This window comes from Streptomyces sp. NPDC059142, assembly GCF_042755665.1.
Lineage (GTDB): Bacteria > Actinomycetota > Actinomycetes > Streptomycetales > Streptomycetaceae > Streptomyces.
In genome coordinates this window covers 29653-53916 of record NZ_JBHZDA010000023.1, presented here as the reverse complement: position 1 = coordinate 53916, position 24264 = coordinate 29653, and the positions used below count along the sequence as shown (strand labels likewise).

20 protein-coding genes and 1 pseudogene are annotated in these 24264 nt (G+C 71.6%); 15 read left to right on the top strand and 6 right to left on the bottom strand.

Annotation, left to right across the window (positions count from 1 at the left end):
- Positions 1 to 162: 162 nt before the first annotated feature.
- Entirely contained in the window at positions 163 to 1386 is a 1224-nt protein-coding gene (locus ACFXPK_RS11910; RefSeq protein ID WP_385074280.1) for a glycoside hydrolase family 64 protein, read from the bottom strand.
- Between the two features lie 367 nt (positions 1387 to 1753).
- On the opposite strand from ACFXPK_RS11910, the gene ACFXPK_RS11905 reads away from it, so the two are divergent.
- From ACFXPK_RS11905 to ACFXPK_RS11875, 7 genes are all read left to right on the top strand, one after another.
- Positions 1754 to 2629, top strand: coding sequence for a hypothetical protein (locus tag ACFXPK_RS11905; RefSeq protein WP_385074277.1), 876 nt, complete (start codon positions 1754 to 1756; stop codon positions 2627 to 2629).
- Positions 2630 to 2832: 203 nt separating this feature from the next.
- Positions 2833 to 4176: a 1-deoxy-D-xylulose-5-phosphate reductoisomerase gene (gene dxr, locus ACFXPK_RS11900; RefSeq protein ID WP_385074274.1), complete on the top strand. Its 1344-nt coding sequence runs from the start codon at positions 2833 to 2835 to the stop codon at positions 4174 to 4176.
- Complete coding sequence (locus tag ACFXPK_RS11895) at positions 4173 to 5474, top strand: M50 family metallopeptidase (RefSeq protein WP_385074271.1); 1302 nt, start codon at positions 4173 to 4175, stop codon at positions 5472 to 5474. The genes dxr and ACFXPK_RS11895 overlap by 4 nt, the downstream gene beginning before the upstream one ends.
- A gap of 163 nt (positions 5475 to 5637) precedes the next feature.
- Complete coding sequence (ispG, locus tag ACFXPK_RS11890) at positions 5638 to 6792, top strand: flavodoxin-dependent (E)-4-hydroxy-3-methylbut-2-enyl-diphosphate synthase (RefSeq protein ID WP_385074269.1); 1155 nt, start codon at positions 5638 to 5640, stop codon at positions 6790 to 6792.
- A 657-nt stretch (positions 6793 to 7449) separates the two neighbouring features.
- Positions 7450 to 8295 carry a GNAT family N-acetyltransferase gene (locus ACFXPK_RS11885; protein ID WP_385007709.1) on the top strand — a complete coding sequence of 282 codons (846 nt, stop codon included), beginning with the start codon at positions 7450 to 7452 and terminating at the stop codon, positions 8293 to 8295.
- Positions 8296 to 8310: 15 nt separating this feature from the next.
- Positions 8311 to 8892, top strand: a complete 582-nt coding sequence (locus ACFXPK_RS11880; RefSeq protein ID WP_385007711.1) for a GNAT family N-acetyltransferase — start codon at positions 8311 to 8313, stop codon at positions 8890 to 8892.
- 73 nt (positions 8893 to 8965) lie between these two features.
- Positions 8966 to 10657, top strand: coding sequence for a proline--tRNA ligase (locus ACFXPK_RS11875; protein WP_385074265.1), 1692 nt, complete (start codon positions 8966 to 8968; stop codon positions 10655 to 10657).
- A 298-nt stretch (positions 10658 to 10955) separates the two neighbouring features.
- Here the strand turns inward: ACFXPK_RS11875 and ACFXPK_RS11870 are convergent, their stop codons facing one another.
- From ACFXPK_RS11870 to ACFXPK_RS11860, 3 genes are read right to left on the bottom strand one after another with little or no spacing between them, the layout of a single operon-like run.
- Positions 10956 to 12011 carry an aminoglycoside phosphotransferase family protein gene (locus tag ACFXPK_RS11870; protein ID WP_385074262.1) on the bottom strand — a complete coding sequence of 352 codons (1056 nt, stop codon included), beginning with the start codon at positions 12009 to 12011 and terminating at the stop codon, positions 10956 to 10958.
- A 43-nt stretch (positions 12012 to 12054) separates the two neighbouring features.
- A complete protein-coding gene (locus tag ACFXPK_RS11865; RefSeq protein ID WP_385074260.1) occupies positions 12055 to 12477 on the bottom strand; it encodes a ferritin-like domain-containing protein in 423 nt (140 codons plus the stop codon).
- Complete coding sequence (locus tag ACFXPK_RS11860; RefSeq protein ID WP_385074257.1) at positions 12474 to 13211, bottom strand: hypothetical protein; 738 nt, start codon at positions 13209 to 13211, stop codon at positions 12474 to 12476. Before ACFXPK_RS11860 ends, ACFXPK_RS11865 begins: the two co-directional genes overlap by 4 nt.
- Positions 13212 to 13422: 211 nt before the next feature.
- Between ACFXPK_RS11860 and rimP the strand changes: the two genes are divergently transcribed.
- The 8 genes from rimP (at position 13423) to ACFXPK_RS11820 (ending at position 22086) form a co-directional block, all read left to right on the top strand.
- A complete protein-coding gene (rimP, locus tag ACFXPK_RS11855) occupies positions 13423 to 13920 on the top strand; it encodes a ribosome maturation factor RimP (protein WP_385000361.1) in 498 nt (165 codons plus the stop codon).
- A gap of 2 nt (positions 13921 to 13922) precedes the next feature.
- Positions 13923 to 15053 (top strand): transcription termination factor NusA, encoded by a 1131-nt coding sequence (nusA, locus tag ACFXPK_RS11850; RefSeq protein WP_385000363.1) that lies wholly within the window; start codon positions 13923 to 13925, stop codon positions 15051 to 15053.
- A gap of 143 nt (positions 15054 to 15196) precedes the next feature.
- Positions 15197 to 15493 carry a YlxR family protein gene (locus ACFXPK_RS11845; RefSeq protein ID WP_385074336.1) on the top strand — a complete coding sequence of 99 codons (297 nt, stop codon included), beginning with the start codon at positions 15197 to 15199 and terminating at the stop codon, positions 15491 to 15493.
- Positions 15494 to 15642: 149 nt separating this feature from the next.
- A complete protein-coding gene (gene infB, locus ACFXPK_RS11840; RefSeq protein ID WP_385074254.1) occupies positions 15643 to 18753 on the top strand; it encodes a translation initiation factor IF-2 in 3111 nt (1036 codons plus the stop codon).
- Between the two features lie 139 nt (positions 18754 to 18892).
- Positions 18893 to 19189 (top strand): DUF503 domain-containing protein, encoded by a 297-nt coding sequence (locus ACFXPK_RS11835; protein ID WP_385004324.1) that lies wholly within the window; start codon positions 18893 to 18895, stop codon positions 19187 to 19189.
- Between the two features lie 258 nt (positions 19190 to 19447).
- Positions 19448 to 19990, top strand: a complete 543-nt coding sequence (rbfA, locus tag ACFXPK_RS11830) for a 30S ribosome-binding factor RbfA (protein ID WP_385074252.1) — start codon at positions 19448 to 19450, stop codon at positions 19988 to 19990.
- Complete coding sequence (gene truB / locus ACFXPK_RS11825; protein WP_385074249.1) at positions 19987 to 20886, top strand: tRNA pseudouridine(55) synthase TruB; 900 nt, start codon at positions 19987 to 19989, stop codon at positions 20884 to 20886. The genes rbfA and truB overlap by 4 nt, the downstream gene beginning before the upstream one ends.
- Positions 20887 to 21132: 246 nt before the next feature.
- The gene (locus ACFXPK_RS11820; protein WP_385004330.1) at positions 21133 to 22086 is read left to right on the top strand and encodes a bifunctional riboflavin kinase/FAD synthetase; all 954 of its coding nucleotides are present in this window, start codon (positions 21133 to 21135) and stop codon (positions 22084 to 22086) included.
- A gap of 140 nt (positions 22087 to 22226) precedes the next feature.
- Here the strand turns inward: ACFXPK_RS11820 and ACFXPK_RS11815 are convergent, their stop codons facing one another.
- Both ACFXPK_RS11815 and ACFXPK_RS11810 read right to left on the bottom strand, forming a co-directional pair.
- Positions 22227 to 23246, bottom strand: coding sequence for an ABC transporter ATP-binding protein (locus ACFXPK_RS11815; RefSeq protein WP_385074247.1), 1020 nt, complete (start codon positions 23244 to 23246; stop codon positions 22227 to 22229).
- A 382-nt stretch (positions 23247 to 23628) separates the two neighbouring features.
- Positions 23629 to 24186, bottom strand: a pseudogene (locus tag ACFXPK_RS11810) (oligopeptide/dipeptide ABC transporter ATP-binding protein); the annotation flags it as partial.
- Between the last annotated feature and the right edge of the window lie 78 nt (positions 24187 to 24264).

Sequence of the window (24264 nt, the reverse complement as noted above, 5' to 3'; positions counted from 1 at the left end):
CCAGCGGAGTGTCGCGCCCCCGGGGGGGGGGGGGGGTGCGGGCCCCGCCGTGGGGGGGGGGTCTGGGTGCGGGCCCCGGCCCGGCCCGGCGGGGGCGCGCCCGCTGGCCCCCGGCGTGTGGGCGGGGCAACAGTCCGGGCTCCGGGGTCTGTCTCGTGCTTCTTAGTTGAACGGATCGAGGGTGATGAACGCCTCCTGCGGGTTGCTGTCGGTCACCAGCGACTCGTGGTTGCCGACATCGTCGAAGGCGAAGGCGTACGCCTTGCCGTCCGACATCTGTTCGTGGATCTTCTTGGCGTACTGGTTGGTCACCGAGTCCTGGTAGAAGCCGGCCGCACCGGTGTCGGGCTGGTTGGCGTTCGTCAGGAGGGTGGAGCGGTTGTAGCCCGCGCACAGGGTGCGCGAGATCGGGCCGCGTACGGCGTCGTTCGGGGCGTCCAGGAGCTTGTAGCAGCCGAAGACGCTGTCCGCGTCGGGCTTCTGGAACGAGGTGACGACGGCGCCCGACGTGTTGGTGAAGTTCATGACGTTGCCGGAGACCCGGCCGAAGTACTTGGTGTTCGGCTGGTCGGTGAACGGAGTCACCGTCAGGGTGGAGGAGGCGTACTTGCTCCACACCCGGTTGATGTAGTCGTTCATGACGGACGCCGGCAGTGTGCCCGCCCCGATGCCGTGACCGGGCGCGAGAGCGCGCAGAACGGTGCCGTCGGAGCGTGTCTGGATCAGGTTGGCCCAGCCGCCCGACTGAGCCCGCAGAGAGCTGAAGAAGCCGTTGTAGCCGCCCGCCTTGAGGTGGCCGGTGGTCTTCGTCGTGCCGTTCGGCAGTTTGACGCCAACGGCGTACGGAGCCGAGAACATGTCGACCTGCGTGCTGTTGATCCAGAGCCCGCTGCCGTTGAGCGTGTACTCGGTCCAGTTGAAGAGGATGTCGCGGTTCGGGTCGGACGGGTTCTGCACGGCGGGCTGTACGAGGCCGCCGGTGGTCAGCTTGAAGACGAGCTTCTGACCGTACGAGAAATAGACGCGACCGGAGAACTGCGGCATCCGGATCGTCTTCGACTGGCCGTTGGCGGGCCCGGCGATCGAGGCGTCCGGCGCCGGAGTGGGCGGATTGCCTCCGGCGGGCCAGGGGTGGAACGTACCGTTCGCGTCGGCCCAGCCCTGTCGGCCCGTCGAGAGCTGCGTCCCGATGTTGTAGATGTAGACCTGATCGCCGCGCGCGGAGCTGTTCTTGATCGTGAGCGGGATGGTCTCGGGAACCGCGGCTTGGGCCGAGGGCGCGCTCGCATCGGCCGTGGCGGCGGGGGCGGGACCGGCCGCTGTGAACGCCGTCGCGAAGACCACGGACGTGGCCAGGTAAGTCAGTACCTTCGGTAGCGCAGGCACGCTCTTCCTCCTTAGGAGGTGTATTCCAGTGGGGGTGGAACAGAGAGTCTGAGAGCGCTCTCAGGATCGGGCCGCGCGGCAGGTGTGTCAATGAGAGGGGATCAACGGGCCGCAGTGGAAGGAGTGGTTGACGAGCCGAGCCCGCCATCTCGGCCCGGCGCTCGACGCCGAACGGAAGGTCCCTTCCGCAACGCCGTGCTCCCGGCCATCCGTGACCTCATGTGTTCCAAGGCGCACAATGCGGCCCTTGGGACGCCGCCAGGTACGTACGGTGCGCGGCGCACGACGCGTTCAACTCAGGACGGGTGGCGGAATGTTCGGGGCCGATCGACCTGGCGGGAAGAAGAGGCGGCGCCAAGGGCGCGTCGTGGCCGCGGTGGTGGGCACCGTGCTCGTCGCCACGTGTACGGCGGCGTGCGACGCCGGCGGCGCGCAGAGCGACGTACGGAGCGGGAGCGGCGGCGGAAGCAGCGGCAGCGCGAGCGACGGTGGCGGCGGTGGCAGAGGCGCTCCCGGCGATGCGACGAGCGCGGCGGACCGGCCGGGTGGGGACGGCCGGAGAGTCGAGACCGATCAGAAGGGCGGACCGCGCGCGACGCCTACGGTGCCCGCGCCCGCGACAGCGTTCTCCCTACCCGCTCTCGGCCCCGTGCCCACGCCTCCCACCGCCGCACGGCTCACCGCGGCGTCCTTCACCGACGGCGAGCGGATCGGCTCGTACATCGCCTCCGTCTACGCGCTCGGCGCGCCGCTCGGTGAGCGCTACTCCGCCGACCCCGAGGGCTGCCAGCCGCTGGTCAGCCTGGCCAGGGGAGCCACTCCGCACACCCCCGTGGCCGAGGTGAACCGCGGGCTCGCGGACGCCGAGGAGACGTACGGCAGCACCGTCGCCGTCCAACTGCGCTCGTACGCCGCCCACGGTGCGGCCGGGGTGCTCGGTGCGCTGCGCGCGGCGGGACGGCAGTGTGCCGACGGGTTCACGGAGGACCGGGGCCTCGTGCGGGCGAGATATCTCTCCGTGGAGACTGCCGACGCGCCCGGCCTGGGCGACGAGGCGGCGGCTTACCGGTTCACGATCCTCGACGTACAGGGAAAGGCAAAGTTCTACGAATATCTGACCGTCGTACGGATCGGTGCCTGCACCCTCTCCTTCCGTGCCGAGACCACGGACGGCGAGGACATCGGGGGAGTCCCCGACGAGATCGTCCGGGCGCAGTGGGAGAAGTTCCACGCCGCCGGATGACCCCGCCGGCCTCGCGCGTTGTCGCCTCCGTCCCTGCCCGCCCGTATAGGGCCAGGGCCGTGTACGGGGCGCGGCGCGGGACGGACCCGGGACCGCCCCGGGGCCCCGTACGGACCGGTCGCGGCGCGCATGGGACCGGCGTAGCGAGGTGGCCACAGGGGAGTGCTGTCCACCGCGTGCGCGGATGAGGCGAGAATGGGGGCATGAGCGACAGCCCAGCCCCTCTCGCCGATCCGCACATCGTCTTCGATCCGATCGAAGGCCGCCGTGACATCGTCGTCCTCGGCTCCACCGGATCTATCGGCACGCAGGCCATCGACCTGGTCCTGCGTAACTCCGACCGCTTCCGTATCGTCGCGCTCTCCGCCGCCGGGAGCCGCGTGGCGCTCCTCGCCGAGCAGGCGTGGCGGCTGCGGGTCCGTACCGTGGCCGTCGCGCAGGAGAGCGCCGTACCCGCCCTCCGCGAGGCACTCGGCGCGCGGTACGGGGCGGGCGAACCGCTCCCCGAGATCCTCGCCGGTCCCGACGCCGCCACCGAACTCGCCGCCTCGGAGTGCCACACCGTCCTGAACGGCATCACCGGCTCCATCGGGCTCGCCCCCACCCTCGCCGCGCTGACGGCGGGCCGTACGCTCGCCCTCGCCAACAAGGAGTCGCTGATCGTCGGCGGCCCTCTGGTCAAGGCAGTGGCCAGGCCCGGCCAGATCATCCCCGTCGACTCCGAGCACGCCGCGCTCTTCCAGGCGCTCGCCGCCGGAACCCGAGCCGATGTGCGCAAGCTCGTCGTGACGGCCTCAGGAGGCCCGTTCCGGGGCCGTACGAAGGCCGACCTGGCGAACGTCACCCCCAAGGACGCCCTCGCGCACCCGACCTGGGCCATGGGCCCGGTGATCACGGTCAACTCCGCGACCCTCGTGAACAAGGGGCTCGAAGTGATCGAGGCGCACCTCCTCTACGACATCCCCTTCGAACGCATCGAAGTGGTCGTCCACCCCCAGTCGTACGTCCACTCGATGGTGGAGTTCATGGACGGTTCGACCCTGGCCCATGCGACCCCGCCCGATATGGGCGGACCGATCGCCGTGGGCCTCGGCTGGCCCGAGAGGGTGCCCGACGCCGCGCCGACGTTCGACTGGACCAAGGCTTCGACCTGGGAGTTCTTCCCACTCGACGGTGAGGCGTTCCCGTCCGTGGGACTCGCCCGCCACGTGGGAACGCTCGGAGGCACGGCCCCGGCGGTGTTCAACGCCGCGAACGAGGAGTGCGTGGACGCCTTCCTGGCGGGGCGCCTGCCGTTCAACGGCATCATGGAGACGGTCACCGCGGTCGTCGCGGAGGCGGAGCGCGACGCGCCCCGTACCCGCGCGGACGGGGCACCCGGAGCGGACGGCGCATCGGGACGGGGCGGCACGGCGGGAACCTCGCTCACCCTCGCCGACGTCCTTGAAGCAGAGACCTGGGCGCGCGCAAGGGCCCGCGAGACAGCGGCGACGTTCCGTGACGTACGCCGCCCGAACGAAGAACAGCCGGCGGAGGCCCGCGCATGACGATTCTGTTGACGGTCCTCGGCATCCTGGTGTTCCTCGCCGGGCTGCTCTTCTCCATCGCCTGGCACGAACTCGGCCATCTCTCCACGGCCAAGCTCTTCGGTATCCGGGTGCCCCAGTACATGGTCGGTTTCGGACCGACCCTCTGGTCACGTAAGAAGGGCGAGACGGAGTACGGCCTCAAGGCGATCCCCATGGGCGGCTACATTCGTATGATCGGAATGTTCCCGCCGGGACCCGACGGTCGTATCGAGGCGCGCTCCACGTCGCCGTGGCGGGCGATGATAGAGGATGCGCGTTCCGCCGCTTACGAGGAACTCGAGCCCGGTGACGAGAAGCGTCTCTTCTACACGCGCGCGCCGTGGAAACGCGTCATCGTGATGTTCGCCGGTCCCTTCATGAACCTCGTGCTCGCCGCCGTGATCTTCATCAGCGTCGCGATGGGCTTCGGATTCCAGACGCAGACCACGACGGTCGCCGGCGTCCAGAAGTGCGTGATCGCGCAGAGCGACAAGCGGGACTCGTGTGAGAAGGGCGACCCCGTCTCGCCCGCCCAGGCGGCGGGTCTCAAGGAGGGCGACAAGATCGTCGCCTTCAACGGCAAGCGCGTCGACGACTGGGCCACGCTCTCCAACCTGATCCGCGGCACGATCGGCCCCGCCACCATCACCGTCCAGCGCGACGGCACGGAGCAGTCCCTGCACGCCACGCTCGCCAAGAACATGGTGGCCGCGAAGGACTCGAACGGCGAGGCCGTACCGGGCAAGTACGTGCCCGCCGGCTACCTCGGATTCGCCGCGTCCACGGAGATCCTGCCGCTCACCTTCACCGAGTCCGTGGACCGGATGGGCGACATGATCGGGAACGGCGTCGAGTCGATCATCGCGCTGCCCTCCAAGATCCCCGACCTGTGGAGCGCCGCCTTCGGGGACGGCCCGCGCAAGGACGACTCGCCGGTCGGCGTGGTCGGCGCGGCGCGCATCGGCGGCGAGGTGCTCACGCTCGACATCCCGGCGCAGAACCAGATCGCGATGATGCTGTTCCTGCTTGCCGGCTTCAACCTGTCGCTCTTCCTCTTCAACATGCTGCCGCTGCTGCCTCTCGACGGCGGCCATATGGCGGGCGCGATCTGGGAGGCGGTGCGGCGCCGGATCGCACGACTGTTCAAGCGGCCCGACCCGGGCCCCTTCGACGTGGCGAGGCTGATGCCGGTCGCCTACGTCGTGGCAGGGGTCTTCATCTGCTTCACGCTGCTCGTCCTGGTGGCGGACGTCTTCAATCCCGTCAGAATCAGTTGATATCAACCGTTTCGCGGCGGCCGGACACTATTTGTGTCCGGCCGCTTACCTTTGGGTGGACTTCTCGCGAGGATGTGCCCATGCGGCACACGGTGGCGTAATCTCGGGTGCTGGAGCCCGCCGATCTCGGGACCTTGATCCATACCTTGGGGTTGCTCAGCAGATGACCGCAATTTCTCTCGGAATGCCGTCCGTTCCGACGAAGCTCGCCGATCGAAGGGTCAGCCGTCAGATCCAGGTAGGGACGGTGGCGGTTGGCGGGGACGCGCCGGTGTCGGTGCAGTCGATGACGACGACGCGTACGTCGGACATCGGTGCGACGCTGCAGCAGATCGCCGAGTTGACGGCGTCCGGGTGCCAGATCGTACGAGTGGCGTGCCCGACGCAGGACGACGCGGACGCGTTGTCCGTGATTGCGCGGAAGTCACAGATTCCGGTGATCGCGGATATTCATTTCCAGCCGAAGTACGTGTTCGCGGCGATTGACGCGGGATGTGCGGCGGTACGGGTGAATCCCGGGAACATCAAGCAGTTCGACGACAAGGTGCGGGAGATCGCGCGGGCCGCGGGCGACGCGGGAACGCCGATCCGTATCGGCGTGAACGCCGGGTCGCTCGACGCGCGTCTGCTGGCGAAGTACGGGAAGGCCACGCCCGAGGCACTGGTCGAGTCGGCGCTCTGGGAGGCGTCGCTCTTCGAGGAGCACGGGTTCCGTGACATCAAGATCTCGGTGAAGCACAACGACCCGGTGGTCATGGTCAACGCCTACCGGCAGCTCGCCGCGCAGTGCGACTACCCGCTGCACCTCGGGGTGACGGAGGCCGGTCCGGCGTTCCAGGGCACCATCAAGTCGGCGGTGGCGTTCGGCGCGCTGCTCTCCGAGGGGATCGGAGACACGATCCGCGTGTCTCTGTCGGCCCCTCCCGCCGAGGAGGTCAAGGTCGGCATCCAGATCCTGGAGTCCCTGAACCTGCGGCAGCGGCGCCTGGAGATCGTGTCGTGCCCGTCGTGCGGGCGGGCACAGGTGGACGTGTACAAGCTCGCGGACGAGGTCTCCGCGGGTCTTGAGGGCATGGAGGTCCCGCTCCGGGTGGCGGTCATGGGCTGCGTGGTGAACGGCCCGGGTGAGGCCCGTGAGGCCGATCTCGGAGTGGCGTCGGGCAACGGCAAGGGGCAGATCTTCGTCAAGGGCGAGGTCATCAAGACCGTCCCGGAGTCGAAGATCGTGGAGACCCTGATCGACGAGGCCATGAAGATCGCCGAGCAGATGGAGAAGGACGGCATCGCCTCGGGCGAGCCCGAGGTCTCCGTGAGCTGATCGCGTGCCCTCTGAGGCGCGCTCTTGTCGCGGCCACCGCTGTCACTCTCGCGCCGGTGGGGCTGTGGCTGTGGCTGAGACCGCGGCTGCTCGCGCGGATTCATGTTCGGGCGGCCCCGTGGCCCCGTGACCCTCGTCCCCTGGGACGTCGGCTGCGGGGCCGACGCTGTTACGGACGCGGCGTACGCGGCGTCGGCGCCCCCGTCCCGCCCGTACGGGGCGTCAGCGCCCCCTCGGGTCCGCGCTGCGCTGCGCTGAGGTGAGCAGCTCCGTACGGGGCGCCCCCTGCCTCGCCCCGTACGCCCCCTGCCTCGCCCCGTACGTCGCGCGCCACCTGCTCCGTACGGTTGCGGCTCCACCCGCCCCGTTCGCGGCGTACGCGGCGACGACCGCGCTTCTTACGTCGCGTCGGCCCGGCCCGTACGCCGCCCCGTCCCCGTAGCTCCGTACAGCCGCGCACAGCGACGTACAGTCCGCCGGCACCGGTCTCCTCGCGGCCTCGTGCCGCCCCGTACGCCGCGCCACGGTGCCCGGTGGAGGGCGCGGCGTGCGGGGCGGGGCAGCGGTCCCACGCGGCCTCTCCGCCCATGCGAGCGGCGCGCCACAGAGCCGCCGGGTACAGTGCGGAGATCGGCATACGTATGGTGAGGCCCCCTCGTGTTGACGCAGACCACCACCCGGGTCCTCGAACCCAGTGAACTCGGCGCCGCGCTCGCCATCCTGGAGAGCGAGCCCGTCGCCAATGCATTCGTCACGTCCCGCGTCCAGGTCGCCGGACTCGACCCCTGGCGCCTGGGCGGCGAGATGTGGGGCTGGTACGAGGAAGGACGGCTCCGCTCGCTCTGCTACGCCGGGGCCAATCTCGTTCCCATCTGCGCCACCCCCGAGGCCGTCCGTGCCTTCGCCGAGCGCGCGCGCAGGACCGGCCGCCGCTGTTCCTCCATCGTCGGCCCCGCCGGGCCCACCGCCGAGCTGTGGCGCCTCCTGGAGCCGAACTGGGGCCCCGCCCGCGAGGTCCGCGCCCACCAGCCTCTGATGGTCACCGAGGAACCCGCCGCCGCCGTCGCGCCCGATCCCTTCGTACGCCGCATCCGCAAGGACGAACTCGAAGTGATCATGCCCGCCTGCGTGGCCATGTTCACGGAGGAGGTCGGCGTCTCCCCGCTCGCGGGCGACGGCGGACTGCTCTACCAGGCGCGCGTCGCCGAACTGGTCGGATCGGGGCGCTCGTTCGCGCGCATAGAAGACGGAAGAGTCCTCTTCAAGGCCGAGATCGGCGCGGCCACCCCGCAGGCATGTCAGGTCCAGGGCGTGTGGGTGGACCCCGAGTTCCGCGGCAGGGGCCTCTCCGAGTCCGGCATGGCGGCCGTCGTACGGTACGCGCTCGCCGACGTCGCGCCCATAGTGAGCCTCTATGTGAACGACTACAACGCCCCCGCCAGAGCCGCCTACCGGCGCGTAGGCTTCCACGAAGTGGGCGCCTTCATGAGCGTGCTCTTCTGAAAGTAAGGTTCGGCCATGCCGAGCATCCCCGGGGGCACCCCCCGTACCCCCGACGTACAGGTAGGGCCGGTCGATCTCGCCGCGCGCGTCGACGAGGCGCTCGCCGTACAGGCCCTCGCCTTCGGCCTCAGTGACGACGAGGTCGGCGTACGGCGCCACATCGTGCTCCGGCACGTGCTGCACCGCGGCTGCCGCGCGCTCGGCGCGACCACCGCGTCGGGGCGGCTCGTCGGGTTCGTGTACGGCATGCCCAACGATCGCGCCCACTGGTGGTCCACGATCGTCGAGCCCTATCTGCGCGCGGGCGGCTCCGACGGCTGGCTCGACGACTCCTTCGTGATCACCGAGCTCCATGTGCACCCCGAGTTCCAGGCACGCGGCATCGGCCGCACCCTGATCACCGCCATCACGGACGACGCCGCCCAGCCGCGGTCGATCCTGTCCGCCATCGACATCGAGAGCCCCGCCCGCAGGCTGTACCGGACGCTCGGTTACGAGGACCTCGCCCGCCGGGTCCACTTCCCCAGCGCGCCCAAGCCGTACGCCGTCATGGGCGCCCCGCTCCCGCTGCGCGGCACGGCGCGGCGCACATACTGATTTCCGCCCGCTGGCGGACCCCGGCTAACCTCCTGGCAACACCCGAGAGAAGCAGAACGCAGGAGTGCTCCCCATGTCCCAGGTCCAGCGCATGTCCCGGTTGATGGTCAAGACCTTGCGCGACGACCCGGCGGACGCCGAGACCCTCAGCCACAAGCTGCTCGTCCGCGCCGGGTACGTCCGCCGTACGTCCGCAGGCATCTGGAGCTGGCTGCCGCTCGGCAAGAGGGTCCTCGACAACATCTCGCGCGTCGTCCGCGAGGAGATGGACGCCATCGGCGCGCAGGAAGTGCTGCTGCCCGCGCTGCTGCCCAGGGAGCCGTACGAGGCGAGCGGGCGCTGGGAGGAGTACGGCGACCTGCTGTTCCGTCTCAAGGACCGCAAGGGCGCGGACTACCTGCTGGGCCCCACGCACGAGGAGATCTTCACCCAGGTCGTCAAGGACCAGTGCACGTCCTACAAGGACCTGCCGGTGATGCTCTACCAGATCCAGACGAAGTACCGCGACGAGGCGCGTCCGCGCTCCGGCGTACTGCGGGGCCGTGAGTTCCAGATGAAGGACTCGTACTCCTTCGACACCACGGACGAGGGCCTGGCCGAGTCGTACGCGCTGCACCGCGCCGCCTACCAGAAGATCTTCGCCAGGATCGGGCTCGACTTCCGCATCGTCTCGGCGGTCTCCGGCGCGATGGGCGGCTCCGCGTCCGAGGAGTTCCTGGCGCCCGCCGCGGCGGGCGAGGACACCTTCGTCGACTGCCCCGCCTGCGACTACGCCGCCAACACGGAGGCCGTCACCTTCACCGCCCCGGCGGCTGGGCCCGTGGAGCACAGCCCCGTCGAGGAACTGGACACCCCTGACACCCCGACCATCGAGACGCTCGCCGCGCACCTCGGCGTGCCGGCCTCCGCCACCCTGAAGAACCTGCTGGTCAAGGTCGACGGCGAGATCACCGCGGTCGGCGTCCCCGGCGACCGCGAGGTGGACCTCGGCAAGCTCGGGGAGCACCTGGCGCCCGCCGTCGTGGAGCTGGTGACGGCCGAGGACTTCGTGGACCGTCCCGAGCTCGTACGCGGCTACGTGGGCCCCCAGGGCCTCAAGATCCGCTACATCGCCGACCCGCGCGTCGCGGCCGGCACGGCGTGGGTCACCGGAGCCAACAAGCCCGACACCCACGCGCGCAACGTCGTCGCGGGCCGCGACTTCGAGGTCGACGACTACCTGGATGTCGTCGTCGTCGAGGAGGGCGACCCCTGCCCCTCCTGCGGCTCCGGCCTCAAGCTGGACCGTGCGATCGAGATCGGCCACATCTTCCAGCTCGGCCGCAAGTACGCCGACACCTTCCAGCTCGACGTGCTGGGCCAGCAGGGCAAGCCGGTGCGGGTGACCATGGGCTCGTACGGCATCGGCGTGTCGCGCGCCGTGGCCGCCCTGGCGGAGCAGACCGCCGACGAGAAGGGCCTGTGCTGGTCCCGGGAGATCGCCCCGGCCGACGTCCACGTCGTGGCGGCGGGCAAGGCGCTCCAGACGGAGCTGGCGCTGGACGTCTCCGAGCAGCTTGCGGCGGCCGGACTGCGCGTGCTGGTGGACGAGCGGCCCGGGGTCTCCCCGGGCGTGAAGTTCACCGACGCCGAGCTGATCGGAGTCCCGCACATTCTGGTGGCGGGCCGCCGCTCCGCGGAGGGCGTCGTGGAGCTGAAGGACCGCCGTACGGGGGAGCGCGAGGAGCTCACGGTCGCGGAGGCGATCGCCCGTCTGACGGCCTGAGAACCGACCCTCACCGCTTGACGCGTGCCGTACGGGGCCCACTTTCCGCCCCGTACGGCGCGCGGCACGGCTGCGTTCGGGGCGGTGTGGGGCGGAAAGTCGCCGGGTACGGGGCGGCGCGAGGCGGGGCCATGCGCTCATGTACTACGTGCCGCTATAGGGCGGGCCTGTGCCTGGCCCCGCCCCGTACGGTGCGTACGCCGCGCGGTGGCGGCGTCGCACCCGCTCCGTAAGCACCGGCCCGTCCAATCCCCCGTCCCATCCGCCCCGCAGCCCCCGCTCCGGCGCCCACGGGGCCTCAGAGCCAGCCCGCGAACTCCAGCAGCGACTCCGCGCTCTGGCGGCGGCCGGCGGCCAAGGCGCGCGCGCCCGACTCGACGGCGCGGAAGAGCGTCCAGCCGCGCAGCCGCTCGCGGTCCAGGTCCAGCGAGTCGGCCAGCCGGTTGACACGGCGGCGCGCCGACGAGGCGCCTGACGAGGCCGCCACCAGGTCCTCCACGCGGTCACGGGCCAGCCGCGCCAGATCGTAGGCGCGCTCGCCGACGACGGGCTCGGGACCCACCGCCAGCCAGGGCGTGCGGTCGCCCGCCAGCACCTTGCCCTGCCGGAACGCCCCGTGCAGCAGCAGTTCCTCGGGCGGGGCAGCGCACAGTTCGTCGCGCGCGGCCAGCGCGGCGGTGACGAGCGGCGCGAGGCTCTCGTCGGACGACACGCGCAGCCGCTCCGCCTCGGCGCCGGTCCGCTCGGCCACCGTCCCGAAGCCGTGGCCCGCAGGAGGCTCGATCCACAGCCGGCGCACCGTCCCCGCCGCTTCGAGCAACGCCTTGGCCTCCGGCAGGGAGCGCAGCGACATCTCGGGGTGCAGACGCTCCAGGAGCAGTGCCCCGTCCTCAGCCCCGACTGCGGCGCCCCCGTCGTCCTCTCCATCGCCCCGTACGGCGCCTTCTACGCCGCCCCGTACGGTGCCTTCCGCACCGCGCCGGACGGCGCCCTCCAGGCCACCCTCCTCAGCGCCCCGTGCGGCGCCCGGCGCGTCGTACGGCACGGCGTCCGGGGCGTCGAGGAGCCGGGCAGCTCCCCACCCCTGCCAGTGCGCCAGCGCGGCCCGTTCCAGTGCGGGGGCCGCGAAGGGCGGCGCGAGCTTGAGTGCGGCGGGGGAGCCGTCGGACCGCCGTACGAGCAGCACCAGGCCGCTCCCGCCGCCCGGCGCGACCACCCGTTCCACCTCCAGGCCCCGCCGCGCCACGGCCTCCGCGGCGAGCGCGGGAAGCCGTCCGAGCCATGCGGCCGCGGCGGTGTCCCCGGTCAGCTCGCCGAGCGTGCGCACCAGACGCTGCGGCGGTTCGAAACCCATACGCGCGGAGATCCCTTTCGGAGCCATGGGGGACGTGCAGGGCTCACGCTCTCTCGGCGAGCCCAGGAAAGGCTACGCCGCTCCCGCGCCAGCGCACGGCACGTACCGCCGCCTCGCGTAGCGCCCCCGCCGCCTCGCGCCGCAGGGGCCCCTCCGAGGCCCTCACGAGATCCGAGTAGACGCCCGCGACGCGGTCCTCCAGCTCGGCGGCGAGCCGTTCGGCCGCGGCGCCGTCCGGCACCTCGAAGGGCAGTGCGTACGCGGCCGCCGCGACGGCGGGCCTGCCGCCCATGTCGCGAACGGTGCGCGCCAGCGCGTCACGCCGGGAACGGTGCGCGGTGTACGCGGCGGTCGCCTCGGCACGGCGCGCGCGGTCGACACGTCCGCCGACGACCCCGTACCCGTACACGGCGGCGTGCTCTGCGGCGAGTGCGGCCTGCGCGGCCTCCAGCGCACGGGTGGTCACGGGCGGGCTCCTTCCGTCAGCAGATAGGCGTGGCCCGCGCTCGCCGCGGCGAGGGAGGCCAGCAGCCGGGCGAGTTCCGGGGGCGCCTCCATGAGAGCGGCGGTGTGCGCGTCGCACGTACGGCGCTCCGCGGCGGCCAACTCCTTGAGCGCCGCGGCGGGATCGGCCGGTACCCGGGGGACGGCGGCGACCGTCGCGTCGGGGGCGGTGGGGGAGGCAGGAGTGGCGGATGAACCTGGTGCGCCGGTCCTGTCCGATGAGCCGGGCGAGTCGGATGAGGTGGACGTGGCGGAAGGTTTTTCCGCAGCACGCGCCGCGCCGCCCACCACGCCATGCGTCGCCCCACTCGGCGCGCCGTCCGCGCCGCCCGCACCGTCTCCCGCCGCGCCACTCGTGGCGCGACCCGACGCGCCGTCCTCCGCGCCGTACGGCGCGTCCGACGCCTTCGGGGCCTCTTCCTCGCGGGCCTCCGGCGTCAACACGCTGATCTGTCGCGCCACCGCGGCGCGCAGCGGGGCCAGCCGCGCCTCCTGCCCCGGATGGCGCTTCCGTACCGCGTCGTACCGCGCGAGCAGCGCCCGGTTGGTCTCCGCCGACCGCCGCCGCAGCGCCTTCTCCGCGCGCGCCGCACGCGCCGCGGCGCCGTTCGGCCCTCCGGACACCTGTCCGTCGGCCGGGTCCGACGAGGAGCACGCGGCGGTCAGCAGACCGGCCGTCGCGGCGCCCGCGGCCAAGAGGGCATGCCTCCGTGTCGTCCCCGTGCGCCCCACGCGTCTCTCCTCGGGCTCGTGAAGATCTCCATGATCAACGCTGGCGAGCGTACCCGCGGGTCACCCTCGGGTGGACGGCAACACCCCTTCGGACCGGATACCCTTTGATCCGACACACGACTGATCTGACACGCGACGATCCCACAACAGCACACGCGGCCGAGGAGTCACCCGGATGAGCACCACCCAGAGCGAAAGGCTGCGCGGACTGCTGGAACCGCTCGTCAGCGCCAAGGACCTGGATCTGGAAGAGATCGAGGTGTCCCGGGCCGGCCGGCGTCGTGTGCTGAGAATCGTGGTCGACTCCGACGAGGGCGTGGACCTCGACGAGTGCGCCGAGCTGAGCCGCTCCATCTCCGAGAAACTCGATGAGACGGACGAGATGGGCGAGGACGAATACCAGCTCGAAGTCACCTCCCCCGGGGCGGAACGCCCGTTGACCGAGCAGCGCCACTATCTGCGCGCCGTCGGCCGGCTGGCCCGGATCCAGCTCCACGAGGGCGGCGAACTGGTCGCGCGCATCCTCGCCGTGGACGACGGGGGACTCGACCTCGAAGTGCCGGGTGTGAAGGGGCGCAAGCCCACCGCCCGCCGCGTCGAGTTCGCACAGATCGCCAAGGCGCGCGTCGAGATCGAGTTCAACCGCAAGGACAAGAAGGAAGAGGAGGCGTAGCCGTGGACATCGATGTGAAGCTCCTGAAGGGCTTGGCACAAGAGAAGGAGATCCCCTTCGATCTGCTGGTCGAGGCGATCGAATCCGCCCTCCTCATCGCCTACCACCGCACCGACGGCAGCCACCGGCGTGCCCGCGTCGTCCTCAGCCGCGAGACCGGCCACGTCACGGTCTGGGCCAAGGAGGACCCGGCCGATCTGGAGGAGGGCCAGGAGCCCAAGGAGTTCGACGACACGCCGTCGGACTTCGGCCGGATCGCCGCCACCACCGCGCGCCAGGTCATCCAGCAGCGGCTGCGCGACGCCGAGAACGACGTCACCTTCGGCGAGTACGCGCGCCGTGAGGGCGATGTCGTCGCCGGCATGGTGCAGCAGGGCAAGGACCCCAAGAACGTCCTGGTGAAGCTGGACGACAAGCTGGAGGCCATCCTCCCGGTGCAGGAGCAGGTGCCGGGCGAGGAGTACACGCACGGGCTGCGGCTGCGTACGTACGTGGTCCGCGTGGCCCGCGGCGTACGGGGCCCCTCGGTGACCCTCTCCCGTACCCACCCCAACCTGGTCAAGAAGCTCTTCGCGCTGGAGGTCCCGGAGATCGCGGACGGTTCCGTGGAGATCACGGCGATCGCCCGCGAGGCCGGCCACCGCACCAAGATCGCCGTGCGTTCGACACGTTCCGGTCTCAATGCCAAGGGCGCCTGCATCGGCCCCATGGGTGCCCGCGTGCGCAATGTCATGGCCGAGCTGCTCGGCGAGAAGATCGACATCGTCGACTGGTCGGACGACCCGGCCGAGATGGTGGCCAACGCGCTGTCGCCCGCCCGGGTCAGCAAGGTCGAGGTCGTGGACCTGGGCGCCAGGTCCGCACGCGTGACCGTGCCGGACTACCAGCTCTCGCTGGCCATCGGCAAGGAAGGCCAGAACGCCCGGCTCGCCGCGCGGCTCACCGGCTGGCGCATCGACATCCGCCCCGACACGGAGCAGCCGGACGACAACGGCGGCGACCGCGGCGACGACCGCCCCCGTGCCGCTCGCGGCGACGACCGGCCCCGTGACGGGGAACGCGGCGCGGAGCGGGGCGCAGACCGCGGCGCGGCGCGCGGCGGCGACCGGAGCAGGGATCGCGAGCGCGGCTGATACCCGTCGGTAACGATCTGGGTGTGATCTTCCGGGTGTACGGCGGTGCGATCCCGCCGTACACCGTCACGCCCTTTTGTGTACGTGAGCGTTCGAACGTTGCCCCAAAGGGGTGAGGTCGGCGCGGGGAGGTAGACTTGAACGTGTCTGGCCGGACGAGCAACCGAGCCTGCCCTGAGCGAACCTGCGTGGGCTGTCGGGAGCGAGCGGCCAAGAGCGATCTGCTGCGCATCGTGGCGATGGGTGAACAATGTGTTCCCGATCAACGCGGTACGCTGCCCGGCCGGGGTGCGTACACGCATCCCGCCTTGATCTGTCTCGACCTGGCGATCCGCCGCCGGGCGTTCTCCAGGGCCTTCAAGGTCCAGGGACCGCTCGACAGCACGGAACTGCGCCGGTTCGTCGAACGGTCGGCACCGGTCGAGCGGTCGGGACTGTAAGAAGAAGTACGGCACGGGACCCCGTGCGGTTCAGGTACCTCGCGAGTTGGAAGTAGGTCGAGATTGCGATGAGCACTCGATGAGTACGCGATGAGTACGCCCATGAAGTAGCGACGGTCCGGCGGTAACCCGGACCTAAAAGGAGCGAAGTGGCTAAGGTCCGGGTATACGAACTCGCCAAGGAGTTCGGTGTGGAGAGCAAGGTCGTCATGGCCAAGCTCCAAGAACTCGGTGAATTCGTCCGTTCGGCGTCCTCGACGATCGAGGCGCCGGTCGTGCGCAAATTGACTGACGCTTTGCAGGGGCCCGGTGGCAACGCCGGCAAGTCCGCTGCCAAGCCCGGGGCGCCCCGCAAGGCGACCCCCGCAAGGCCCACCCCCCCGTCTCCGGCCTCCCCGGCCCAGGCGGCACGTCCCGCTGCCCCCAAGCCCGGTGCCCCGGCCCCCAAGCCGGCCGCCGCCGAGGCCCCCAGGAGCAGCACCCCCTCTCCCGCGCCGAGCCCCGGCCCGCGTCCGGCTCCGGCCGCCCCGCGGCCCCCGGCCCGCCCGGCGCCCGCCGCCCCGGCGGCTCCGGAGTTCACCGCGCCCCCGTCGGCCCCGGCCGCCGGTCCCCGGCCCGGTGCCACGCCCGGCCCGCGTCCCTCCAACCGCCCCGCGGGCGGTCAGGGAGACCAGCGCCAGGGTGACCGACAGGGTGACCAGCGCGGCGAGCAGCGCCAGGGCGGTCGCCCCGGCGGCGCGCGTCCCGGCCAGGCCCCGCGTCCCGGCGCCCGTCCCGCGGGCCCGCGTCCGGGCAACAACCCCTTCACGTCCGGCGGTTCCACCGGCATGGCGCGCCCGCAGGCGCCCCGTCCCGGCGGCGCCCCGCGTCCCGGTGGCCCCGGTGCCCCCGGTGGTCCGCGCCCCCAGGGCGCCGGTCAGGGCGGTCCCCGTCCGCAGGCCGGCCCCGGTGGACAGACCGGTGGCCGTCCGACCCCGGGCGGTATGCCGCGTCCGCAGGCCCCGCGCGCCGCGGGTCCCGGCGGTGGCCCCGGTGGTAACCGTCCGAACCCGGGCATGATGCCGCAGCGTCCCGCTGCCGGCCCGCGTCCCGGTGGTGGCCCCGGCGGTGGCCGCGGTCCCGGCGGCCCCGGTCGCCCGGGTGGCGGCGGTGGCGGTCGTCCCGGTGGCGGTGGCGGCTTCGCCGGTCGTCCCGGTGGCGGCGGTGGCGGTTTCGCCGGTCGTCCCGGTGGCGGCGGCGGTGCCCCGGGTCGTCCCGGTGGCGGTGGCTTCGGTGGCGGCGGTGGCCGTCCCGGCTTCGGCGGACGTCCGGGTGGTCCCGGCGGCCGTGGTGGCACACAGGGCGCGTTCGGCCGTCCCGGCGGGCCCGCCCGTCGTGGCCGTAAGTCGAAGCGGCAGAGGCGCCAGGAGTACGAGGCCATGCAGGCCCCGTCGGTAGGCGGCGTGATGCTGCCGCAGGGCCAGGGCCAGACGGTCCGGCTCTCGCGCGGTGCGTCGCTCACCGACTTCGCGGAGAAGATCAACGCCAACCCGGCGTCGCTCGTCGCCGTGATGATGAACCTCGGCGAGATGGTCACGGCCACGCAGTCCGTCTCCGACGAGACCCTTCAGGTCCTCGCCGGCGAGATGAACTACGTGATCGAGATCGTCAGCCCCGAGGAGGAGGACCGCGAGCTGCTCGAGTCCTTCGACATCGAGTTCGGCGAGGACGAGGGCGGCGAGGAAGCGCTCGTGTCCCGTCCGCCGGTCGTCACCGTCATGGGTCACGTCGACCACGGTAAGACCCGGCTGCTCGACGCGATCCGCAAGACGAACGTCGTCGCGGGCGAGGCCGGCGGGATCACGCAGCACATCGGTGCGTACCAGGTCGCCACGGACGTCAACGGTGAAGAGCGCAAGATCACCTTCATCGACACCCCGGGTCACGAGGCGTTCACCGCCATGCGTGCCCGTGGTGCGAAGTCCACCGACATCGCGATCCTCGTGGTCGCGGCCAACGACGGTGTGATGCCCCAGACGATCGAGGCGCTGAACCACGCCAAGGCGGCCGACGTGCCGATCGTGGTCGCGGTCAACAAGATCGACGTCGAGGGCGCCGACCCGACCAAGGTGCGCGGTCAGCTCACCGAGTTCGGTCTGGTGGCCGAGGAGTACGGCGGCGACACCATGTTCGTCGACATCTCCGCCAAGCAGGGTCTGCACATCGACAGCCTGCTGGAGGCCGTGGTCCTCACCGCGGACGCCTCGCTCGACCTGCGGGCCAACCCGGAGCAGGACGCGCAGGGTATCGCCATCGAGGCTCACCTCGACCGCGGTCGCGGCGCCGTCGCCACCGTGCTCGTCCAGCGCGGCACGCTGCGCGTCGGTGACACGATGGTCGCCGGTGACGCGTACGGCCGTGTCCGGGCGATGCTCGACGACAACGGCAACAACGTCGACGTGGCGACGCCTTCGACGCCCGTCCTGGTCCTGGGTCTCACCAACGTCCCCGGCGCCGGCGACAACTTCCTCGTCGTCGACGAGGACCGCACCGCCCGGCAGATCGCGGAGAAGCGCGCCGCCCGTGAGCGGAACGCGGCCTTCGCCCGCAGGGGTGTCCGGTTCTCCCTGGAGAACCTGGACGAGGCCCTCAAGGCCGGTCTGGTGCAGGAACTCAACCTCATCATCAAGGGCGACGCGTCCGGTTCGGTGGAGGCCCTCGAGTCCTCGCTGCTCCAGCTCGACGTCGGCGAAGAGGTCGACATCCGCGTCCTGCACCGCGGTGTGGGTGCGGTCACGGAGTCGGACATCGACCTGGCCATGGGCTCCGACGCCATCGTGATCGGCTTCAACGTGCGCGCCGCGGGGCGTGCCGCGCAGATGGCCGACCGCGAAGGCGTGGACGTCCGGTACTACTCGGTCATCTACCAGGCGATCGAAGAGATCGAAGCGGCCCTCAAGGGCATGCTCAAGCCGGAGTACGAAGAGGTCGAGCTGGGCACGGCGGAGATCCGCGAGATCTTCCGCTCGTCCAAGCTGGGCAACATCGCGGGTGTTCTCATCCGCTCCGGCGAGGTCAAGCGCAACACCAAGGCCCGGCTCATCCGCGACGGCAAGGTCATCGCGGAGGACCTCAACATCCAGGGTCTGCGCCGCTTCAAGGACGATGTCACCGAGATCCGCGAAGGCTTCGAGGGCGGTATCAACCTCGGAAACTTCAACGACATCAAGATCGACGACGTCATCGCGACGTACGAGATGCGGGAGAAGCCGCGCGGCTGACGCGTGGCTGCCGGTCCGGGGCCGGTCGACGGGACGTATTTCCGTCGATCGGCCCCGGCCGTTCCGTGTACGGTTCTTGTGTCCCTGCCAAGTGCCGGCGGGGCCTCCGAACCCGTACCGGCGGGACATCCGGACATACATGTATGTGGGGACACTGTCCTTCGATCTGCTTCTCGGCGACGTACGGTCGTTGAAGGAGAAACGCTCCGTCGTCCGGCCGATCGTCGCCGAGCTGCAGCGGAAATTCGCGGTCAGCGTGGCGGAGACCGGCGACCAGGATCTCCATCGCAGGGCCGAGATCGGCCTGGCGGTGGTCTCCGGCGACTGGGGACATCTCACCGATGTGCTCGACCGGTGCGAACGGATGGTCGCCAACCGTCCCGAGGTGGAGCTGCTGTCGGTACGGCGCCGGCTCCACGGCGACGACGAGGAGTGAACCGTACGGATCGCCCCGTACGCCGCGTACGGTGCGCCGCACGGCGCGGGCCCGCCAGCGGGACCCGGCCGGACGGAGCAGCAGGAGAACCAGCCGGGGGACCGGCCGGAATGAACACAGCTCGAAAACACAGCTCAGAAGAACAGAGCTCAAAAGAACACAGCTCAGAAGAGCACCTGCTCGAAAGAGCGCCTCGGAACACCCCAGAACACCAGCTAGAGAACCAGCAAGAATCCCAGAAGGAAGAGTGACGGACCGGTGACCGACAACGCGCGGGCCCGCAAGCTGGCCGATCGCATCCAGGTCGTGGTCGCGGAGACCCTGGACCGGCGTATCAAGGACCCGCGACTCGGCTTCGTGACGATCACGGACGCCCGCGTCACCGGAGACCTGCGGGAGGCCACGGTCTTCTACACGGTCTACGGCGACGACGAGGAGCGCGCGGCTTCCGCTGCGGCGCTGGAGAGCGCCAAGGGCGTCCTCCGCTCCGAGGTGGGCCGTCAGACCGGCGTCCGCTTCACCCCGACGCTGGCGTTCGTCCCCGACGCCCTCCCGGACAACGCGCGCACCATCGAGGACCTCCTCGACAAGGCGCGTGCCAAGGACGCCGAGGTACGGAACGTGTCGACCGGCAAGACCTACGCGGCCGGGGCCGACCCGTACCGCAAGGCCGACGCCGACGACGAGGCCGAAGCCGAGGGCGAGTCCGGAAGCGACGTGGACGGCGGTACGAGCGGCAGTACGGGCGGGAGTACGAACCGCGACGCGGGCGGCGACACGAACGGCGCCGCCGCGGAATGACTCAGCAGACCAAGACGCCCGACGGCCTGATCATCGTGGACAAGCCGTCGGGCTTCACTTCGCACGACGTCGTCGCCAAGATGCGCGGCATCGCCAGGACGAGGCGGGTCGGCCACGCCGGCACCCTCGACCCGATGGCGACCGGCGTCCTCGTCCTCGGCGTGGAGCGCGCCACGAAGCTCCTCGGCCACCTCGCGCTGACCGAGAAGGAGTACCTCGGTACGATCCGGCTCGGCCAGGACACCGTCACGGACGACGCGGAGGGGGAGATCACCTCCGCCACCGACGCCTCCGCCGTGAAGCGCGAGGCCATCGACGCCGGGATCGCCGCCCTCACCGGCGCGATCATGCAGGTGCCGTCCAAGGTCAGCGCCATCAAGATCGACGGCAAGCGGTCGTACGCACGGGTCCGCGGCGGCGAGGAGTTCGAGATCCCGGCCCGGCCGGTGACCGTCTCCTCCTTCCGGCTCTACGACGTCCGCGAGGCGGTCGCGGAAGACGGCACTCCGGTCCTCGACCTGGTCGTCTCCGTCGTCTGCTCCTCGGGCACGTACATCCGCGCCCTCGCCCGCGACCTCGGCGCCGGGCTCGGGGTGGGCGGCCACCTCACGGCGCTGCGCCGGACCCGGGTGGGCCCGTACGCGCTGGACGGTGCGCGCACCCTCGACCAGCTCCAGGAGGAGCTGACCGTCATGCCCGTCGCCGAGGCCGCCGCCGCGGCGTTCGCGCGCTGGGACGTGGACGAGAGGCGCGCGGGGCTCCTGCTCAACGGCGTACGGCTCGACATGCCCGCGTACGGTACGGGGCCGGTGGCCGTCTTCGACCCGAAGGGCCGCTTCCTGGCGCTCGTGGAGGAGCAGCACGGCAAGGCGAAGAGCCTCGCCGTCTTCGGCTGACCCGGCGGTCTCCACCCGGTGCCTCTGCCCGGTGGACCCGCGCCGTGAGGCGGACCGGCTCGCCCGTCCGCCCCACGGCCCCCTCCGAGACGGATCTCTGTCCCACCGGGGCGCCCCCTTCGTCTCTTCACCGGGGCGTGCGGGGTGCACCGCGGGGGCATTGGGGGCCGCGAGCGCGGGGCATGGCAGTCTTAGCATTGCGTAACTGGAAATGACGTACATGGGTTCGGGCGAGGAGCGGTCTCAGTGCAGCGCTGGCGTGGCTTGGAGGACATCCCCCGGGACTGGGGGCGCAGCGTCGTCACCATCGGCTCCTACGACGGCGTGCACCGCGGGCACCAGCTCATCATCGGCCGGGCCGTCGAGCGGGCGCGTGAGCTGGGCGTACGGTCGGTCGTGGTGACCTTCGACCCGCACCCCAGCGAGGTCGTGCGCCCCGGCAGCCACCCACCGCTGCTCGCCCCGCACCACCGGCGCGCGGAGCTGATGGCGGAGCTGGGCGTGGACGCGCTGTTGATCCTGCCGTTCACGCTGGAGTTCTCGAAGCTCTCGCCCGCCGACTTCATCGTGAAGGTGCTCGTCGACAAGTTGCACGCCCGCGCCGTCATCGAGGGGCCGAACTTCCGCTTCGGCCACAAGGCGGCGGGCAACGTCACCGTCCTCGCCGACCTGGGTGCTTCGTACGACTATGAGGTCGAGGTCGTCGACCTGTACGTGAGCGGTGCGGCGGGCGGCGGCGAACCCTTCTCCTCCACCCTGACGCGCCGTCTCGTCGCCGAGGGCGACGTCGAGGGCGCGGCGGAGATCCTGGGCCGGCCGCACCGTGTCGAGGGCGTGGTGGTGCGCGGCGCGCAGCGCGGTCGCGAACTCGGCTTTCCTACGGCCAACGTGGAGACCCTGCCGCACACGGCGATCCCCGCCGACGGCGTCTACGCGGGCTGGCTCACGGCCGACGGCGAGCGGATGCCCGCGGCGATCTCGGTGGGCACGAACCCGCAGTTCGAGGGCGTCGAACGGAGCGTCGAGGCGTACGCCATCGACCGGGTGGGGCTGGACCTGTACGGGCTCCATGTCGAGGTCGACTTCCTGTCCTACGTACGCGGCATGCAGAAGTTCGAGTCCATCGAGGCGCTGCTCGACGCCATGGGCGACGACGTGAAGCGCGCGCGGGCCCTGACGGAGGCGTACGACGCGTCGTAGGGCCCGGCGGGGGCGGAGCCCGTCCCGGCCCGGCCCGGCGGTACGGAGCCGTCCGCGGGCCCCGTGCGGCGCGTGACACCGCCCCGTACGGCCCACAGTGACGCGCCCCGTACGGGCCCCGTGGGGCCTGGCGGGGCCCGTCAGTCCGCTGCCCGCCCCGCCGTCGCGACGTGGCAGGCCACCTGCGCCCCGGAACCGCCCGTCAGCACCGGCAGCGGCGTCGTACGGCAGCGCTCCGCGACCCCCGCACGCTCCGCCGCGCCCGACGCGAGCACCTGGCACCGTGCGTGGAAACGGCAGCCCTCCGGGATCCGGGACGGGTCCGGCGGCTCGCCCGTGAGGACGACGGGTGCGCCGTCCGACTCGGGCAGCACCGAGAGCAGCGCCTGCGTGTACGGGTGCTGAGGCGCCGTCAGGACGTCCTCCACGGGGCCCGTCTCCACGATCCGGCCGAGATACATCACGGCCACCCGGTCCGCGATGTTCCAGGCGAGCCCCAGATCGTGCGTCACGACCAGCGCGGAAAGCCCGAGTTCGTCGCGCAATGAAAGCAGCAGTGCCAGGATCTCGCCCCGTACGGAGGCGTCCAGGGACGCCACCGGTTCGTCCGCGACGATCAGCTCGGGCTTCAGGACCAGCGCGCCCGCGATGACGACACGCTGGCGCTGCCCTCCCGACAGCTCGTGCGGGTAGCGCAGGAAGAAGCGCTCGGGTGGCCGAAGCCCCGCACGGGACAGCGCCTCCGCGACGGCGGCGCGCTCGTCGCCCGGGTGGCCGTGGATCCGTAGGCCCTCCGCGACCGCGTCGTACACGGTGTGGCGCGGGTTGAGCGAACCGCTCGGGTCCTGGAGCACGAGCTGGACCCGCTTGCGGTACGCCTTGAGGGCGCGCGAACCGTACCCCAGCGGTTCCCCGGCGAAAGTGACGCCGCCCGCCGTGGGCGGCACCAGACCCAGCAGCGAACGCGCCAGGGTCGTCTTCCCGCAGCCGGACTCGCCCACCAACGCGACGATCTCCCCGGGGGCGATGTCGAGGTCGACCCCGTCGACGGCGCGCGCGAGGGCGGCGCCACGCCGCCCCTGGAAGGTCACGCTCAGCCCGGCGGCGGAGAGCAGCGGCGCCGGCACGGGAGGCGCGGAGGGCGCGGGGGAGGTCGTCATGGCTGGCTCCTGGGGAATGGCCGTCCGGAGGCCGCACGGACCACGCGGCCGCGTCGCCGGACCGTACGGTGGTGGTGCGCGGCGCATGGCGCGTATGAAGGGGATGGTGCTCGACGGGGCGTTCGGACGGTGCGACGCAGAGACGTTCCGCCACGCGCCGTACGCCGCGGTGGTACGCGCTCCGTAGGTGCCCCCGAACTCGCCCCGTACGCCGCGCGGTACGGGGCGACGTGCAGCGCGCCGTACGGGGCGTACCACGCGTCCCACGGGGCGGCGTACGGCGCGACGCTTACCGTCGCCCGGTCCCGGTCCCGTCCGCGCGGCGTCGGCAACGTCGACCGTGTACAGCGCCGAGGCTCGGCGCGCCGTACGGTGCCCGCCGTCACGACGACGGCTCCACGGCGCCCGTCGGCCCTGCCGTGCCGGACGTCGGCCCCGTCGGCCCTGCCGTGCCGGCCGCGATCGGTGTGCCCGCGCGTACGCACGCCGCGCGTCGCCCGGGGCCCACGTCGCGCAGCTCCTGGTCGTCGTGGGCGCAGGAGTCCAGCGCGACGGGGCAGCGCGGATGGAACGTACAGCCGGAAGGCAGCGCCGCCGGGTCCGGGGGGTCGCCGGGCAGCCCGCGCGGCGCACGGCGCGACGCGAGGTCCCCGATCCGGGGGAAGGCGGCCGAGAGGGCGCGGCCGTACGGATGCTCCGCCGCGTCGTACACGCCCCGTGCGGGGCCTTCCTCGACGATGCGGCCCGCGTACATCACGGCGAGCCGGTCGCAGGTGTCCGCCAGCACGGCCAGGTCGTGACTGATCATCAGCAGGCTGATGTTCTGCTCGGCGACCAGGTGTTCGATCAGGCGCAGGATCTGTGCCTGGATCATCACGTCGAGCGCCGTGGTCGGCTCGTCCGCGACGATCAGGCGGGGGTCGCAGGCCAGCGCCATCGCGGGTAATTAGGGGGTGGGGGGGGGGGCCGCCCCCAGCGGGGGGGTTGTGGGCGGGGCGGGGGGCGCGAGCCCCCCCCA

Coding starts and splice junctions, on each gene's coding strand:
- ACFXPK_RS11870 (WP_385074262.1), bottom strand. CDS start 12,011: ATGGGTTTCGAACCGCCGCAGCGTCTGGTGCGCACGCTCGGCGAGCTG.
- ACFXPK_RS11880 (WP_385007711.1), top strand. CDS start 8,311: ATGCCGAGCATCCCCGGGGGCACCCCCCGTACCCCCGACGTACAGGTA.
- ACFXPK_RS11875 (WP_385074265.1), top strand. CDS start 8,966: ATGTCCCAGGTCCAGCGCATGTCCCGGTTGATGGTCAAGACCTTGCGC.
- rimP (WP_385000361.1), top strand. CDS start 13,423: ATGAGCACCACCCAGAGCGAAAGGCTGCGCGGACTGCTGGAACCGCTC.
- ispG (WP_385074269.1), top strand. CDS start 5,638: ATGACCGCAATTTCTCTCGGAATGCCGTCCGTTCCGACGAAGCTCGCC.
- truB (WP_385074249.1), top strand. CDS start 19,987: ATGACTCAGCAGACCAAGACGCCCGACGGCCTGATCATCGTGGACAAG.
- ACFXPK_RS11815 (WP_385074247.1), bottom strand. CDS start 23,246: ATGACGACCTCCCCCGCGCCCTCCGCGCCTCCCGTGCCGGCGCCGCTG.
- ACFXPK_RS11895 (WP_385074271.1), top strand. CDS start 4,173: ATGACGATTCTGTTGACGGTCCTCGGCATCCTGGTGTTCCTCGCCGGG.
- ACFXPK_RS11835 (WP_385004324.1), top strand. CDS start 18,893: ATGTATGTGGGGACACTGTCCTTCGATCTGCTTCTCGGCGACGTACGG.
- dxr (WP_385074274.1), top strand. CDS start 2,833: ATGAGCGACAGCCCAGCCCCTCTCGCCGATCCGCACATCGTCTTCGAT.